General features: G+C 61.0%; 14 protein-coding genes. 9 read left to right on the plus strand and 5 right to left on the minus strand.

Annotation, left to right across the window (positions count from 1 at the left end):
• Positions 1 to 267: 267 nt before the first annotated feature.
• The 8 genes from PSH73_RS12085 to PSH73_RS12120 all read left to right on the plus strand — a co-directional run bounded on the left by PSH73_RS12085 (position 268) and on the right by PSH73_RS12120 (position 9,416).
• Positions 268 to 1,725 (plus strand): TrkH family potassium uptake protein, encoded by a 1,458-nt coding sequence (locus tag PSH73_RS12085; RefSeq protein WP_057959708.1) that lies wholly within the window; start codon positions 268 to 270, stop codon positions 1,723 to 1,725.
• A 294-nt stretch (positions 1,726 to 2,019) separates the two neighbouring features.
• Complete coding sequence (locus PSH73_RS12090; RefSeq protein ID WP_305462587.1) at positions 2,020 to 2,967, plus strand: AraC family transcriptional regulator; 948 nt, start codon at positions 2,020 to 2,022, stop codon at positions 2,965 to 2,967.
• 107 nt (positions 2,968 to 3,074) lie between these two features.
• Positions 3,075 to 4,451, plus strand: coding sequence for a Rieske 2Fe-2S domain-containing protein (locus PSH73_RS12095; RefSeq protein ID WP_198817383.1), 1,377 nt, complete (start codon positions 3,075 to 3,077; stop codon positions 4,449 to 4,451).
• Entirely contained in the window at positions 4,448 to 4,936 is a 489-nt protein-coding gene (gene benB / locus PSH73_RS12100) for a benzoate 1,2-dioxygenase small subunit (protein ID WP_128593680.1), read from the plus strand. Before PSH73_RS12095 ends, benB begins: the two co-directional genes overlap by 4 nt.
• 10 nt (positions 4,937 to 4,946) lie before the next feature.
• Positions 4,947 to 5,969 carry a benzoate 1,2-dioxygenase electron transfer component BenC gene (gene benC / locus PSH73_RS12105; RefSeq protein ID WP_305462589.1) on the plus strand — a complete coding sequence of 341 codons (1,023 nt, stop codon included), beginning with the start codon at positions 4,947 to 4,949 and terminating at the stop codon, positions 5,967 to 5,969.
• A 10-nt stretch (positions 5,970 to 5,979) separates the two neighbouring features.
• A complete protein-coding gene (locus tag PSH73_RS12110; protein ID WP_198817378.1) occupies positions 5,980 to 6,741 on the plus strand; it encodes a 1,6-dihydroxycyclohexa-2,4-diene-1-carboxylate dehydrogenase in 762 nt (253 codons plus the stop codon).
• Positions 6,742 to 6,794: 53 nt separating this feature from the next.
• Entirely contained in the window at positions 6,795 to 8,129 is a 1,335-nt protein-coding gene (locus tag PSH73_RS12115; protein WP_305462591.1) for an MFS transporter, read from the plus strand.
• Between the two features lie 39 nt (positions 8,130 to 8,168).
• Positions 8,169 to 9,416, plus strand: coding sequence for an OprD family porin (locus PSH73_RS12120; RefSeq protein WP_305462593.1), 1,248 nt, complete (start codon positions 8,169 to 8,171; stop codon positions 9,414 to 9,416).
• A gap of 66 nt (positions 9,417 to 9,482) precedes the next feature.
• On the opposite strand, the gene PSH73_RS12125 is transcribed toward PSH73_RS12120, so the two are convergent.
• From PSH73_RS12125 to PSH73_RS12135, 3 genes are all read right to left on the minus strand, one after another.
• On the minus strand, positions 9,483 to 10,550 hold the full coding sequence (locus tag PSH73_RS12125) for a hypothetical protein (RefSeq protein WP_305462594.1): 1,068 nt from the start codon (positions 10,548 to 10,550) through the stop codon (positions 9,483 to 9,485).
• A gap of 96 nt (positions 10,551 to 10,646) precedes the next feature.
• Positions 10,647 to 11,027 (minus strand): RidA family protein, encoded by a 381-nt coding sequence (locus PSH73_RS12130; protein ID WP_186625724.1) that lies wholly within the window; start codon positions 11,025 to 11,027, stop codon positions 10,647 to 10,649.
• A gap of 26 nt (positions 11,028 to 11,053) precedes the next feature.
• Positions 11,054 to 12,226 (minus strand): FAD-binding oxidoreductase, encoded by a 1,173-nt coding sequence (locus PSH73_RS12135; RefSeq protein ID WP_252117291.1) that lies wholly within the window; start codon positions 12,224 to 12,226, stop codon positions 11,054 to 11,056.
• A 145-nt stretch (positions 12,227 to 12,371) separates the two neighbouring features.
• Between PSH73_RS12135 and PSH73_RS12140 the strand changes: the two genes are divergently transcribed.
• Complete coding sequence (locus PSH73_RS12140) at positions 12,372 to 12,986, plus strand: helix-turn-helix domain-containing protein (RefSeq protein ID WP_120733035.1); 615 nt, start codon at positions 12,372 to 12,374, stop codon at positions 12,984 to 12,986.
• A gap of 29 nt (positions 12,987 to 13,015) precedes the next feature.
• On the opposite strand, the gene PSH73_RS12145 is transcribed toward PSH73_RS12140, so the two are convergent.
• Both PSH73_RS12145 and PSH73_RS12150 read right to left on the minus strand, forming a co-directional pair.
• Positions 13,016 to 14,506, minus strand: coding sequence for an MFS transporter (locus tag PSH73_RS12145; RefSeq protein WP_305462598.1), 1,491 nt, complete (start codon positions 14,504 to 14,506; stop codon positions 13,016 to 13,018).
• 141 nt (positions 14,507 to 14,647) lie between these two features.
• Positions 14,648 to 14,899, minus strand: a complete 252-nt coding sequence (locus PSH73_RS12150; RefSeq protein WP_057438437.1) for a hypothetical protein — start codon at positions 14,897 to 14,899, stop codon at positions 14,648 to 14,650.
• Positions 14,900 to 14,972: the final 73 nt, after the last annotated feature.

The raw sequence follows: 14,972 nt of genomic DNA on the forward strand, positions 1-14,972 counted from the left end.
TATCTTTACAACGGGCTTCCTCGTTGTTGAATGGGAAAAATAATAATGGCAACTGCAACGCAGACGCTTTAAGCGAATCGAGTACCCGGCAACGTGATGAGGTCATACCCGTTTGGCAGCATGCTGCTGGTTGAATTGCTCTGGGCCAAAAGCTGCCCTTTGACGCACGCAGTCTGACGGCTTGCTCGTGAAAGTTTTACGCAAAATTTACGGAGCTTTCAGGTTGGGCATCCGATACTGCGGGGTGATAATTTGGAACGCTACTGTATGTCCCTCGCAGCAATTCGGCTTATTGGATTTATCTTAGGCATTTTTCTGATCACGCTGGCCATAAGCATGGTTATCCCCATGATCACGCTGGTGGTCTACGAGCGTAACGACGATCTGGCGGCATTTCTCTGGTCAAGTCTGATTACCCTCATCTGTGGCCTCCTGTTGGTTGTCCGGGGGGGGCGTCCGGATGCTGGTCAGCTTCGCCCGAGAGATATGTACCTGCTGACGACGGGCAGTTGGGTGGTGGTGTGCACCTTCGCAGCGTTGCCAATGCTGTTCATCACTCACATCAGTTACACCGACGCGTTTTTTGAAACGATGTCTGGCATCACAACCACCGGCTCGACGGTACTCAGCGGCCTGGACACCTCATCTCCCGGCTTGTTGATCTGGCGCTCCATGCTGCATTGGTTGGGAGGCATAGGATTTATTGGCATGGCCGTGGCGATCCTTCCACTGTTACGAGTGGGTGGCATGCGGCTGTTCCAGACAGAGTCCTCAGACTGGTCAGAGAAAATAACGCCGCGTTCCCATGTGGGCGCCAAGTACATCCTGCTGCTCTATTGCGGGCTTACTGGCATCGGAGCCCTGGCGCTCTGGTTCGCTGGAATGACGCCATTTGACGCGATCAACCACGCAATGTCGTTGATCTCTACCGGGGGGTTCTCAACTTCCGATGCCTCACTTGGGCACTGGACACAACCAACGATTCACTGGGTGGCAGTGGCCATCATGATTCTGGGCAGTATGCCGTTCACCTTGTACGTCGCCACATTGCGGGGTAATCGGCGTGCGCTGATCAAGGATCACCAGGTACGCGGATTTATTGGATTCTTGCTTGTCACATCGCTGGCTGTGGGCACCTGGCTGCATTTTCACAGCGATTACGAGTGGTGGGATGCGTTTCGTATCGTGGCAGTCAACGTGACCTCAATCGTCACGACCACGGGTGTTGCTGTTGGCGACTACACCTTGTGGGGCAGCTTCGCGGTCTTGCTGTTTTTCTATTTGACGTTCGTGGGTGGTTGTTCCGGCTCCACTGCCGGCGGGCTTAAAATCTTCCGTTTTCAGGTGGCTGCCGCTCTACTGGTCAGTAGCTTGAAGCAGTTGATTCACCCCCGAGCCGTGATTCAGAAAAAATACAACGGCCATCCCATCGACGAAGAAATCGTGCGCTCGCTATTGACCTTCTCGTTTTTCTTCACCATCACCATTGCCGTCATCGCCTTGGGCCTGGCGCTCATCGGACTTGATTGGACAACCGCGTTGAGCGGTGCCGCTACTGCGGTGTGTAACGTCGGGCCGGGGCTTGGCACAATCATTGGCCCGGCCGGTAACTTCTCATCATTACCGGATGCCGCAAAATGGCTACTGACCGTTGGCATGCTTCTGGGAAGGTTGGAAATCCTGACGGTGTTAGTACTCGTAACTCCGGTTTTCTGGAGATATTGACCCCGATTGTCGAGGGCCGAGACTAGCCCGCCTCGAAGCCCGCAACCCGCGCCCGCTTATAAAAAGTGGCAGCACATCCCATGAGCGCACTTCTGATCTAAGGCGCTACGGAACACGTATCAAGACGTGTCGCCCCCCAAGCAGTCGTGCGCCGCATGATGCCCGGCCTAGTGCGGATTATCGCCCCACGCAAAGCCGACCATACCTCCAAGGTATCCCGTCAGACCTTATCCATATTGGACGGTTGCGGCATCACGCCTCAGCCTGAGGCCAATAACGATAAAGAGGCGCACCATGACCGTGCTATTGAGTGAGCGCAGCCAGATTTTCCAGGGCGCCGATGCCTATGCCGTGTCGGACTATGTCAACCAGCATGTGGGCAGCCACTGTATCCGCCTGCCGCCCAAGAGCCGGCCCATGGCGAGTATCAGTCACCGGACCTTTTCCAGCCTGGACTTGTGCCGTATCAGCTATGGCGCGCCGGTCAGGGTCACGTCGGTGGCGCTGGAAACCATTTATCACTTGCAGATCCTGCTGACAGGCCACTGCCGCTCCAACTCCCGGGGCGGGGAGCAGGTCTTCGGGCCAGGAGAGATCTTGCTGATCAACCCGGATGACCCGGTGGACCTGACCTATTCCGCCGACTGCGAGAAATTCATCATCAAGTTACCGGTGCGTCTGTTGGAAAACGCTTGCCTGGCGCAGCACTGGACGCTGCCGCAACCGGGTATTCGCTTTGCGGATGCACGCCGGGCGCTGAGTGAGATGGACGGTTTTCTGCAGTTACTGGGGCTGATCTGCCATGAGGCGGAAAACGCCGCCGAACCTGAGGTACAGGGCCTGTATGAGCGGATTGTGGCCAATAAGCTGCTGGCGCTGCTGGCCAGCAATGTGCTGCGGGTGGTTCCCCAGGCGGCGCAAGGCGGCGGTTTTGAGGCCGTGCGCGAGTTTATCGATGGACATCTGGGCGAGGATATCAGCATCGAGCAACTGATGGCGGTGGCCAAGGTCAGTGAGCGTTCGCTGTATAGCCTGTTCGAACGCCAGGTGGGTCTGTCGCCCCGTGATTATGTGCGCCAGCGCAAGCTGGAGCGGGTGCATGCGCGTTTACAACTGACTACCGCGCGCAGTGTGACGGAGGTGGCACTGGACCATGGCTTTATGCACCTGGGGCGCTTCTCCGAGGCCTATCGCAAACGCTTTGGTGAGCTGCCTTCGCAGACCTGGAAGCGCCATCGCTAAGCGGCTTGCGCCAGCCGGATACTGATTTGCAGGAAGCGGATATTGAGGAACAGGACGAACACGTACGGTGAGGGCGCCTGATACAAGAACAACGGAGGGCCTGCCCCATGACCAGTACACTCGAGCGCCTCGCCGCACAACTGCGCGAGTCCGTTCAGGAAGATCCCGCTACCGGGGTGTTCCGCTGCCGCCGCGACATCTTTACCGACCCCGAGCTGTTTGCCCTGGAGATCAAGCACATTTTCGAAGGCGGGTGGCTGTACCTGGCCCATGAAAGCCAGGTGCCGGAAATCAATGACTACTACACCACCTGGATTGGCCGCCAGCCGGTGGTGATCACCCGCGACAAACAGGGCACCCTGCATGGCCTGGTCAATGCCTGCGCCCATCGCGGCGCCATGTTGTGCCGGCGCAAGCAGGGCAACAAGGGCTCATTCACCTGCCCATTCCACGGCTGGACCTTCAGCAACGCCGGCAAGCTGCTCAAGGTCAAGGATGGCAAGACCGGGGCCTACCCGGACAGCTTCGACTGTGACGGTTCCCACGACCTCAAGCGCCTGGCGCGCTTTGAAAACTACCGCGGTTTTCTGTTCGGCAGCCTCAGCGACGCGGTGCCGGAACTGAGTGATTACCTGGGCGAGACCCGCGTTATCATCGACCAGATGGTCGACCAGGCTCCCCAGGGCCTGGAGGTGCTGCGCGGCAGTTCATCCTATGTCTACGACGGCAACTGGAAGCTGCAGATCGAGAACGGTGCCGACGGTTACCACGTCAGTTCCGTGCACTGGAACTACTCGGCGACCATGGGCCGGCGCAATTACGAGGCCGAAGGCACGCGCACGGTCGATGCCAATGGCTGGTCGAAAAGCCTGGGCGGGGTCTACGCCTTCGATCACGGGCATATCCTGCTGTGGACGCGCCTGCTCAACCCTGAGGTGCGTCCGGTGCATGCCCATCGCGAAGCATTGGCCGAGCGCCTGGGCCAGGCGCGTGCGGACTTTATCGTCGACCAGACCCGCAACCTGTGCCTCTACCCCAATGTGTACCTGATGGACCAGTTCTCCACGCAGATCCGTGTGGTGCGGCCCCTCGCGGTGGACAAGACCGAAGTGACCATCTATTGCATGGCGCCGATCGGCGAAAGTGCCCAGGAGCGGGCGACGCGGATTCGCCAGTACGAAGACTTCTTTAACGTCAGCGGCATGGGTACCCCGGATGACCTGGAGGAGTTCCGCGCCTGCCAGACCGGCTACCAGGGGGCGACCACCCTGTGGAATGACCTGAGCCGTGGCGCCAAACAGTGGGTGGAGGGGGCCGACGACAACGCCAGGGCCATGGGCATGCACCCGCAACTGAGCGGGGTGAAGACCGAAGACGAAGGCTTGTTCGTGCGCCAGCATGCGCATTGGGCCGCAAGCCTGCAGCGCGCAATCGAGCGCGAACGGCAGGGCCTGATCGCCAGCGACCGGGAGGTGCAGCCATGAGCCTGTCCCGTGACCGCCTGCTGGATTTTCTCTACCGCGAAGCGCGCCTGCTGGATGACCGACAGTGGGATGAATGGCTGGCGTGTTACTCGCCCAAAGTGGAGTTCTGGATGCCCGCCTGGGACGACTACGACACCCTCACCGAAGACCCGCACAGCGAAATCTCACTGATCTACTACCCCAGCCGCGACGGCCTGGAAGACCGGATCTTCCGGATCAAGACCGAGCGATCCAGCGCAAGCACGCCCGAGCCGCGCACGGTGCACCTGCTCGGCAACCTCGAAGTGCTGGCCGACGATGGCGCGCAGGTAGAACTGCGTTTCAACTGGCACACCCTCAGCCACCGCTACAAGACCACGGACAGCTATTTCGGGACGTCCTTCTATGGCCTGGATATCAGTGGCGAGCAGCCGCTGATCACGCGCAAGAAAGTGGTGCTGAAAAACGATTACATCCACCAGGTCATCGACATCTACCACATCTGAGGACACCGCCATGAGCTATGCCATTGCCCTGAACTTCGAAGATGGGGTGACCCGCTTCATCGACTGCAAGGTGGGAGAGAAGGTCCTCGATGCCGCCTTTCGCCAACGCATCAACCTGCCCATGGACTGCTCCGACGGGGTGTGCGGTACCTGCAAATGCCATTGTGAAACCGGCGCCTACGACTTGGGTGACGACTATATCGACGACGCCCTGAGCGCCGACGAAGCCCGGGAACGCCAGGTGCTGACCTGCCAGATGGTGCCGCAATCCGATTGCGTGATTGCCGTGCCGCTGCCGTCCAGTGCGTGCAAGACCGGCACCACGCAGTTTGCCGCGACGCTGGCGAGCATTACCCGCCACGCCGATGCCGCGCTGGAGGTGAGCTTTGCATTGGACCAGGCTCCGGTGTTTTTACCCGGCCAGTACGTGAATATCGGTGTGCCCGACAGTGGGCATACGCGCTCCTATTCATTCAGCAGCCGCCCTGGCGATACGCACGCGAGTTTCCTGATCAAACATGTGCCGGGCGGCTTGATGAGCGGCTGGCTGGAGCGCGCCCGGCCGGGCGATCGAGTGCCGATGACTGGACCACTGGGCAGTTTTTACCTGCGCGAGGTGGTGCGGCCCCTGTTGTTACTGGCCGGCGGCACCGGTCTGGCGCCGTTTCTGTCGATGCTTGAGGTGTTGGCACAGCGCGGGGAAACCCGGCCGATCACACTGATCTACGGGGTAACGCGGGATCAGGACCTGGTGCTGGTTGAGGCTCTGGAGGCCTTCGCCGCGCGCTTGCCCCAGCTCACGGTTGTCACGTGCGTGGCCGACCCGCAGACCGCGCACCCGCGCCAGGGGTATGTCACCCAGCATATGGCCCGCGAGGCGCTCCACGACGGCGATGTCGATGTCTACCTGTGCGGGCCGCCGCCGATGGTCGATGCGGTGCGCCAGCACTTCAAGCACCAAGGCGTGAGCCCGGCCAGCTTCCATTACGAGAAATTCACCGCCAATGCCGTCGCAAGTTCTGACGCCGCGTGAGGAGATCAGCATGAGTCCACGTTTTGACACCAAGGTAGCGCTGGTTACCGGCGCCGCCCAGGGCATCGGCCGGCGCGTGGCCGAGCGGTTGCTGGCGGAGGGCGCCTGGGTGGTCGCGGTCGATCGCTCGGAGCTGGTGCATGAGTTGCAGCATGCACGGCTGCTGACCCTGATCGCCGACCTTGAGCAACATGCCGCGTGTGCCGAGGTCATGGCCGCCGCCAAGGTGCGGTTTGGGCGCATCGACATTCTGATCAACAACGTCGGCGGGACTATCTGGGCCAAGCCCTTTGAGTTCTACGCGGTAGCGCAAATCGAAGCCGAAGTGCGCCGCTCGCTGTTCCCCACGCTGTGGTGTTGCCATTGCGTGCTGCCCTACATGCTGGAGCAGGGCAGTGGGGCCATCGTCAATGTGTCTTCGGTCGCCACACGCGGGGTCAATCGGGTGCCCTATGGCGCGGCCAAGGGCGGGGTCAATGCCCTGACCGCGTGCCTGGCCCTGGAGACCGCCGGCAGCGGCATCCGTGTCAATGCCACCGCACCGGGCGGCACCGAGGCCCCACCGCGGCGCATCCCGCGCAACAGCCAGCCGCAAAGCGAGCAGGAGCGCGTGTGGTACCAGCAGATCGTCGACCAGACCCTCGACAGCAGCCCGATGAAACGCTACGGCAGCATCGACGAGCAAGCGGGCGCGATTCTATTCCTGGCCTCTGACGAGGCTTCCTATATCACCGGCGTGACCTTGCCGGTAGGAGGTGGCGACCTCGGCTGATTCACCGTTACCTGCAGACATTGACTCACAACAACAATAAAGAGAGCACTGCCATGCGTACCCATGACGTTCATTCGATTATCGACAATGCCCCTTTCAATCGCTTCCATTGGCTGGTTGTCAGCCTGTGTGCCTTGCTGTTGATCTTTGATGGCTATGACTTGTTTATCTATGGCGTGGTCTTGCCATCGATCATGCGCGAGTGGGGGCTGACGCCCCTGCAGGCCGGCGCCCTGGGCAGTTATGCGCTGTTCGGCATGATGTTCGGCGCGCTGATCTTCGGCACCCTGGCGGACCGCTTCGGGCGCAAGAAAGGCATCGTCTTTTGCTTTGCGTTGTTCAGCATTGCCACGGTGATCAACGGCTTTGCCAGCAGCCCTACGGAGTTCGGCATCTGCCGGTTTATCGCCGGGCTTGGCTGTGGTGGGCTGATGCCTAACGCGGCGGCGCTGATCAACGAATATGCGCCGAAAAAAGTGCGCAGCACCTTGATGGCCTTCATGTTCAGCGGCTATTCCCTGGGTGGCATGCTCGCCGCCAGTGTGGGGATTTTCATGTTGCCGGCCTATGGCTGGTCGTCGATGTTTTTTGTCGCCGTCATCCCGCTGCTGCTGTTGCCGGTGATTGTGCTGTGGTTGCCCGAATCCATTGGCTTTCTGATCCGCCAGGGCCGTGTAGAGCAGGCCCGAGTGCTGCTTAATCGCCTGTCGCCAGACACCCCGATCAACGCCGGGGATGAACTGCTCATCGCGGACGTCAAGAGCAAGGGCGCGTCGGTGGTGGAGCTGTTCCGGCATGGCCTGGCCATGCGTACGGCGATGATCTGGACTGCGTTTTTCTGCTGCCTGTTGATGGTCTATGCCTTGAGTTCGTGGCTGCCCAAGCTGATGGCCGGGGCTGGCTACAGCCTCGGGTCGAGCTTGTCGTTCCTGATTGCCCTGAACCTGGGCGGTATGGCCGGGGCGTTGATTGGCGGGCGGTTGGGGGATCGGCTGAACCTGGTGAAAGTGGTGATCTGCTTCTTTGTTGCCGCCGTGGTCTCCATCAGCCTGCTGGGCATCAACAGCCCGATGCCGGTCTTGTACCTGCTGATCTTTATTGCGGGTGCCACCACCATCGGCACGCAAATCCTTCTGTATGCGGGGGCGGCGCAACTCTATGGCTTGTCGATTCGCGCCACTGGCCTGGGCTGGGCCTCCGGCATCGGGCGCAATGGCGCCATCGTCGGCCCACTGTTAGGCGGCGCGCTGATGGCGATCGAGCTGCCGCTGCAACTGAACTTCATGGCCTTTGCCGTGCCCGGAGCCATTGCGGCCCTGGCCATGACGGCATTCGCCTTGAATGAGCGGCGCACCGCTATCCGGTTGCCCGCCGCCCAGGCGCTGTAACTGTCCGACCTGTCGATAATAAAAACAAAGAGCAACGACATGCACACACAACGTATCTGGCTTTCCCTGCTAGGGCTGCCCCTTGCGGCAACGGCGGGCGAGGGTGGTTTTTTCGCGGGTTCCACGGCTACCTTGCAGGCCCGCAACTATTACTTCAGCCGCGACTTCTCCGATATTGTCGGCGCCAATCAACAGTCCCAGGCCCAGGAGTGGGGCCAGGGGTTTATCCTGACTTACAAATCCGGGTATACCCCCGGACCCATTGGCTTTGGCCTGGATGCGCTGGGCACCCTGGGCCTCAAGCTCGACAGCAGCCCGGACCGGGTCAATAGCGGCTTGTTGCCGGTCAAGGACGACGGCCGCGCTGCCGACGACTACAGCCGCCTGGGCTTGACCTTCAAGGCGCGGTTGTCCAGTAGTGAACTGAAGGTTGGGGAGTTGCAGCCGAACCTGCCGGTGCTGGCCTTCAGTGACATTCGCTTGCTGCCGCCGAGTTATCAGGGGCTCAGTCTCAGCTCCAATGAAATCACGGGGCTGACCCTGCAGGCGGGGCACCTGAGCACCACCAGCCTGCGCAACGAGGCCGGTGACGGCAAGATGATCGCGATGCTCGGCCATGTGCCGCAGCGCGGGGCTCAGAGCGATGCCTTCAATTATGTCGGCGGCGACTACGCGTTTAATCGCGAACGCACCAGTGTCAGCCTCTGGCATGGCCAGTTGCAGGACATCTACGCCCAGGACTTTATCGGCCTCAAGCATAGCCAGCCGTTCGGGACGTGGCTGCTGGGCGCCAACCTGGGTTACTACACAGCGCGCGAGGAGGGCGAGCAGTTACTCGGCAAGATCGACAACCAGGCGTTTTTCTCGCTGCTGTCGGCCAGGCGCGGTGGCCATACCTTTTACGTGGGGTACCAGGCGATGTACGGCGACAGCGCCTTCCCCCGGGTATTTGCCAATGTCACGCCATTGGGTAACGAAGTCCCCACCTACGAGTTTGCGTATACCGACGAGCGCTCCTGGCAGGTGCGCTATGACTACAACTTCGCGGCATTCGGGGTGCCGGGGCTGACTACCACGGTGCGCTATATCACCGGCGACAACGTCAGCACCGGCGGCGGCTACGAGGGCCGGGACCGCGAGCGTGACCTGGATATCGGGTATGCGGTGCAAAGCGGCGTACTCAGTGGCCTGGGGATTCGGGTACGCAATGTGATGGCGCGCTCAAACTACCGCAGCGATATCAATGAGAACCGGTTGATCCTCAGTTACACCTGGACGCTGCTTTAGACCCTGACCGAGCAGGGCTCCAGGCCTTGCTCGGTTAGTTTTTGTGTGCGGCGCAGGTGTACCGAATCATCTACCGTTACTGGCCAGCCACAATCCCCCTACGCGTAGCCAACCCACGACCACTGCACCAATCAGCAAAAAGCCCAGGTAACCGAACAGTGGATAGACCTGGCCCACCAGGCTGACAAATCCCACCAGGCTGCCAGCGAATGCCAATGCACCGAAGGCTGCCGAGCCAATGCGGAATGTACGTGTGCCTGCCGGCAGCAATCGGGCCGAAAAGGAATACAAGGTACCCACGGCCGTATTGACGATCATCAGGAAAATGATCAACGCCATCAGCAGGCCGAGGGCCGGCGAAACCTCAGTGGCGATGGACAGCATGGGCATGGGCAGGTCCGCCACGCTGTCCAGGCGTGACAGCAGACCCAGGCTCATTACCAACATCAACAGCCCCAGTAATGCTCCGCCGAAAATACCACCCCAGATTGCCTGTTTCTCGGACTTTGCGGCGCCGCCCATGATCGCCAGAAACGGCACCCCGGCCACGATGTTGTAGGACACATACAACAACGCGCCCAGCAGCCAATGGCTCGCGCCAGCGTCTTGCTGGCTGGCCAGTTGATTGAGTTCACCGAAACTCAGGCCCCGGGTGGCGACGCCATACAGGGCCACGCCTGCCGCTGTCAGGACCAGCAGCGGCGTGACGGCGCCGATCATGCCAATAACCTTCTTCACATCCAGGCACACGATGGCGACCACGATCAGCGTCACCCCAGCGCTGCCGAACAGGGCGGGAATGCCGAACTGCTGTTCCAGCAGGGCGCCACCCCCGGCCAGCATGACCACCGTTACCGCAAACATGAAAAAGGTGATCATCAGGTCGACAAAGGTCCCCAGGTAGCGTCCGCACAATGCATGCACTACGTCCTTGTGGGACTTTGCCCGCAGCCGGCTGCCCATGCCCGCCAACGCCATGCCGAGAAAGATGAAGAGCGCGGCGCTGACCACCGAACCCAGCAGCCCCCAGACGCCGAAATCCACGAACATCAGTAGCAGCTCCCGACCGGAGGCGAACCCTGCACCGACAATGACGCCGACAAATGCGCCGGCTATTTTCAGACTTTCTTTCATGACGACTTCCCTCAAATTATTGTTGTTATCGCTCAGGGGGGAAGGCCACTGCTCATGGCCTACCGGGGCATCGCTCTGGCAAATGGCAGGGGTGGATCAACGGGCGCCAACCCACGCCTGGACTTCGATCTCGACATCGACGCCCAAGGCCAATTGAGCGCCGCCGACCGTGGAGCGCACCGGGAAACCGCCGTCGAAGTGGCGCTTATACACGTCGTTGAAACCCGCGAAATGCTGCATGTCCGACAGCCACACGGTGGCCTTGATCACTTGCTCGAAACTTGCTCCGCATTCGGCCAGGGTTTCGCCGATGCGGGCCATGGCCGCCTCGGTCTGCTCGCGGATATCACCGAGCACCACTTCGCCCAGAGGGGTCATGGGGACTTGCCCGGAGAGGTACAGGAAATCACCGACCCGAATGGCCTTGGAGAACGGGTAGGGCAGGTGGCTGGGGTAACGCTGGAAAGTGTCAGACATGCTATGCACCTCGTTGGGGGGATGAATTAACGCAAGCGGCCAGGGGCCAGGCGTTGTGGCTCGACGCCCTGGTGGCGCAGGGTCTCGGGAAGGGGAAGATCGAGTAATTGGCTGCAGGCCAGTTGCGATACACCGGCTGCGGACTGAATGCCGTAACCGCCCTGTGCCGCCAGCCAGAAGAAGCCTTCGCAATGATTGTCCCAGCCGACCACCAGGTCACCGTCGCCGACGAATGAGCGCAGGCCGGCCCAGCTATGGCGTGGGCGGCGAATGGTCAAGGAGGTGGCGGCCTCGATGTGATAGATGCCGGTGGCGATATCCAGCTCTTCGGGCATTACATCCTGTGGCGGGACAGGATCGGCATTGGCCGGTGAGCCCAGCAATTGGCCAGCGTCGGGTTTGAAGTAGAAGCTTTCGTCGATACCGATCACCGCCGGCCAGCGGGAGAAGTCCGTGTTTTCGGGGCCGTCGAAGGTAAAGGCGGAGCGTCGGCACGGTTGCAACCCCACGGGCGGCACGCCGCACTGCTGTGCGACCTGATCGGCCCAGGCGCCTGCGGCATTGACCAGGTGGCGCGCGCGCAGTTGGCGGCCGTCGGCCAGTACCAGGTGCCATTGAAGGCCTTCGCGGGTGGCGCCATTCAGTTGGGCATCGCAGTGCAGCACCCCGCCGGCCCGCCGCATGGCCCGCAAAAAGCCCTGGTGCAGCGCATGCACGTCGAGGTCGCGGGCATCGGTCTCGAGCATCGCCCCGGCAACCGCCTCGGGGCGCAGGCACGGCACCAATGCCAGGGCCTGCTCGGTATCAATCAATGACACGTTGCCGGCCTGCGCCCGGCTGGTGGCGAAGGCTTGTTGCAGCAGGGATTGCTGCTCTTGGCCGGCGATGTACAGGCAGCCGCGCGGCTCTAGGAGTGCATGTTCGGTGAACGCGGCGGGCGGCTGCTCATAGAAGCCTCGGCTGGCGCGGGTCAGGGCCTGGATCTGTGGCGTGCCATAGCTCTCCATGAACATTGCGGCAGAGCGCCCGGTGGCGTGGTAACCCGGCTGGCTTTCACGTTCGAGCACCACGACACTGGCCTGGCCGGCCAGGCGATAAGCCAGGGAGGCCCCCGCAATACCACCGCCGATGATGGCGAAATCGAAACATTCGCTGTTGGGCACTGCGAGTACCTCCTGTCTCTGGGGAAGGGACGACATGCCCTTTCCTGTGTTTTTATAATTCTCAGATAAGAGAAATGTAAGATATGAGAATTTTCCAGTCAACCCACAACCATGAGGTATTATTCCTGCCCATGCCCTGGCTCAGCTCCAGGCACCGTTTTTTGTACGACAGAGAGCCTGCATGAGTTCCGATTGCGCCTCGGGTTCCACAACCCATCCCTTGATAGATCGCGCCCAGGTTGGCGCCCGCCTGCGTGTGATCCGCAAGCACCAGAAGTTGACGCTCAAACAACTGTCCGAGCGCTCAGGCGTGGCTTTGTCGACCTTGTCGAAGATGGAACTGGCGCAGGTGTCGGTCAGTTATGAAAAACTGGCGGCTGCGGCGCGGGCCCTGAATATAGATATTGCCCAGCTGTTCAGCCCGACCAGACAAGGTGTCAGCGCCCAACAGCCTACGGTGGTCAGCACCGCCATCGACGGTGCGGCCGGCTACAGCACGGGCAATTATGACTATCACCCGATGGCCGGGGATTTCCCCGGGCGCAGCATGACGCCCATGTATGCGCGGATCTATGCGCGGGAACTGGGTCAATTCGAAGACTACATCCGGCACCCTGGGCAAGAGTTCGCGGTCGTCCTGTCAGGCCGCGTGCGCATTCAATTTGAAACCGGTGAGTCCCTTAGTATCGGCTGTCGTGAGACGGCCTATTTCAACAGTGCAATCGGCCATATTTACCTGGCGGAAGGCGAGGATGGCGCCGCCGCCGAAGTGATGGTGGTGATGTCGGAGTCCTGAGGCGCCAAGGCGTTTTTGGGCAGTGACCTCTACCGGTGCTCAGCAGTGATTGCCTGGTCTTTGGAGTAACACCGGATCACCTGCAGGGCGGTAAAAATGGCAACGCCGGGTGCGACCGCAAACACACCGAACAGCCAGCCGGCAGCATTGGCCGTGCCGGCGATGCCTGCGGGATGCGTAAGGCCGGCAAGGTTTGCCACCATGCCGGCGAGGGCCGCACCGAGGGCGGTGGCGAACAGTTGCACAGTAGTAATCGACGCGCCTGCCAAGTCCTGCTCGCTGGCAGGCGTCACCTGAAATACCCGGGTCAGCAAATGCGGCCACGCCAGCCCGACGCCAAACCCGACGGCGACGAGCGCCAGGCAGATCGGCGTGACCGTCAGCCAGCCACCGCTACTTTCGACGCGAATCAAAACGGCCAGTGCAGCCATGCCCGTCAAGCCAAGGATTGGGCCGGCAAGGATCGCGCGCCTGATGCCTTTGCCGCGCGCCCCGGAACTTGCGATTGAGCCCAGCGTCCATCCGCCCGCCATAAGCGCCGCGAGGTAGCCGGCGGCGAGCGGCGATTGATGGTGCAGGACCTGCAGGAAAAGTGGCACGAAGATCTCGCCACTGGTAACGGCCACCGCAAGCAAGGACAGGGTTGCATACAGCACTCCCAGCGCGGAGGTGATCCTGAAGGCGCCCGTTGGCAGCAGTCGATGGCGGGCGCGGCTTTCTGTGACTATCAGCAGGCCAGTCAGGAGCGCGGCGGCACCCAGGCCGGCGATGTTCCAGGCGAGTGTTGATGAGACGCTGGCGGCTGAAACAGCGAGCACGGCCGACGTCAGGAACACCAACTGGGCCAGAGGGAGCGGCAAGCGTTGTGATCTGATGGCGTTGCGTTTGGGTAACACCACGGCAGCCAACAGAGCGAACAACCCGGCGACAGGGATGAGCGACCAAAAAGCCGCGCGCCATACGCCGAGTTCAGCGAAGACGCCACCGACCGCCGGGCCGATCAGCGTGGCCACTCCCCACATGCCCGACACCAACGCCATCGCTCGCGGCCACAAGGTTTCATGGAACACCAGGCGGATCATCGCGTAAGAGAGCGCGAACAGAAAACCGCCACCCAACCCCTGGATCAGACGGCCGGCCAGCATCACGGGCATGGATGGGGCAAACGCACAGATCAGCGCACCGGCTGCAAACACCAGCGTGGCGAGGGTGTAGGCGCCGCGTGCCCCCAAGCCGACCAGGAGCCTGGCTGACAATGCTGAGCCAAGGATCGAGGCGGTGACGAACAGTGTGGTGTTCCACGCGTAGTAGTCGATGCCGCCGATGTCCCGGACAACTGAGGGCAGGATCGTAGTGGCAATGTAGACGTTGATCGCGTGGAGCACGACGCCCCCTGCCAACGCCAGGGAGCGCACGCCATTGGCGCCAGAGAGGAGGGTGGCCCAACCTGCATTTGGAGGATCATCGACCTCTGGTACCGGTTGCGAACGTTGATCTGGTGAGGTGTGGTGGGTATTCATAGGGAGGCCACGTTGCGATTCAGGCACTCCTTATAAAACCTCAAGTAAGGTTCAGGTCAAGACCCAGGTCAGCCTCCATCTCCAAGTACAACTGGCCTTTCAAAAGACCTTGCAAGTGATAGCCCTGTGGGCAAAAGCCCATCAATGTGCATCCACCAGACGCTGCAAGGCGCCATCACGGATCGCAAGCACTTCAAATAGTCCCAGGGCACGCAGGGCCGGCAGGCTGTCGATCAGGTCCTGCTCGGCAGCGCTGCGCGCCGCGGGCGTGGAGGTAGGGGCGGTCCACACTCTGGCGTTGATCAAGAAGGCGCCAACGCTGCCTTTACGAATCATGACGCCGTTGCGTTGTACCTGGTTTTTGTCATCGGGCAGCATATCTTCTGCGCGCATGGTGTTTCCTCGCTAGGTGTTGAAGACCTTGACTATAAGGGCGTAGTGTTGGCTGATTTACGCTATTGAAGAC

It is taken from the genome of Pseudomonas sp. FP2294 (assembly GCF_030687625.1).
GTDB lineage: Bacteria > Pseudomonadota > Gammaproteobacteria > Pseudomonadales > Pseudomonadaceae > Aquipseudomonas > Aquipseudomonas shahriarae.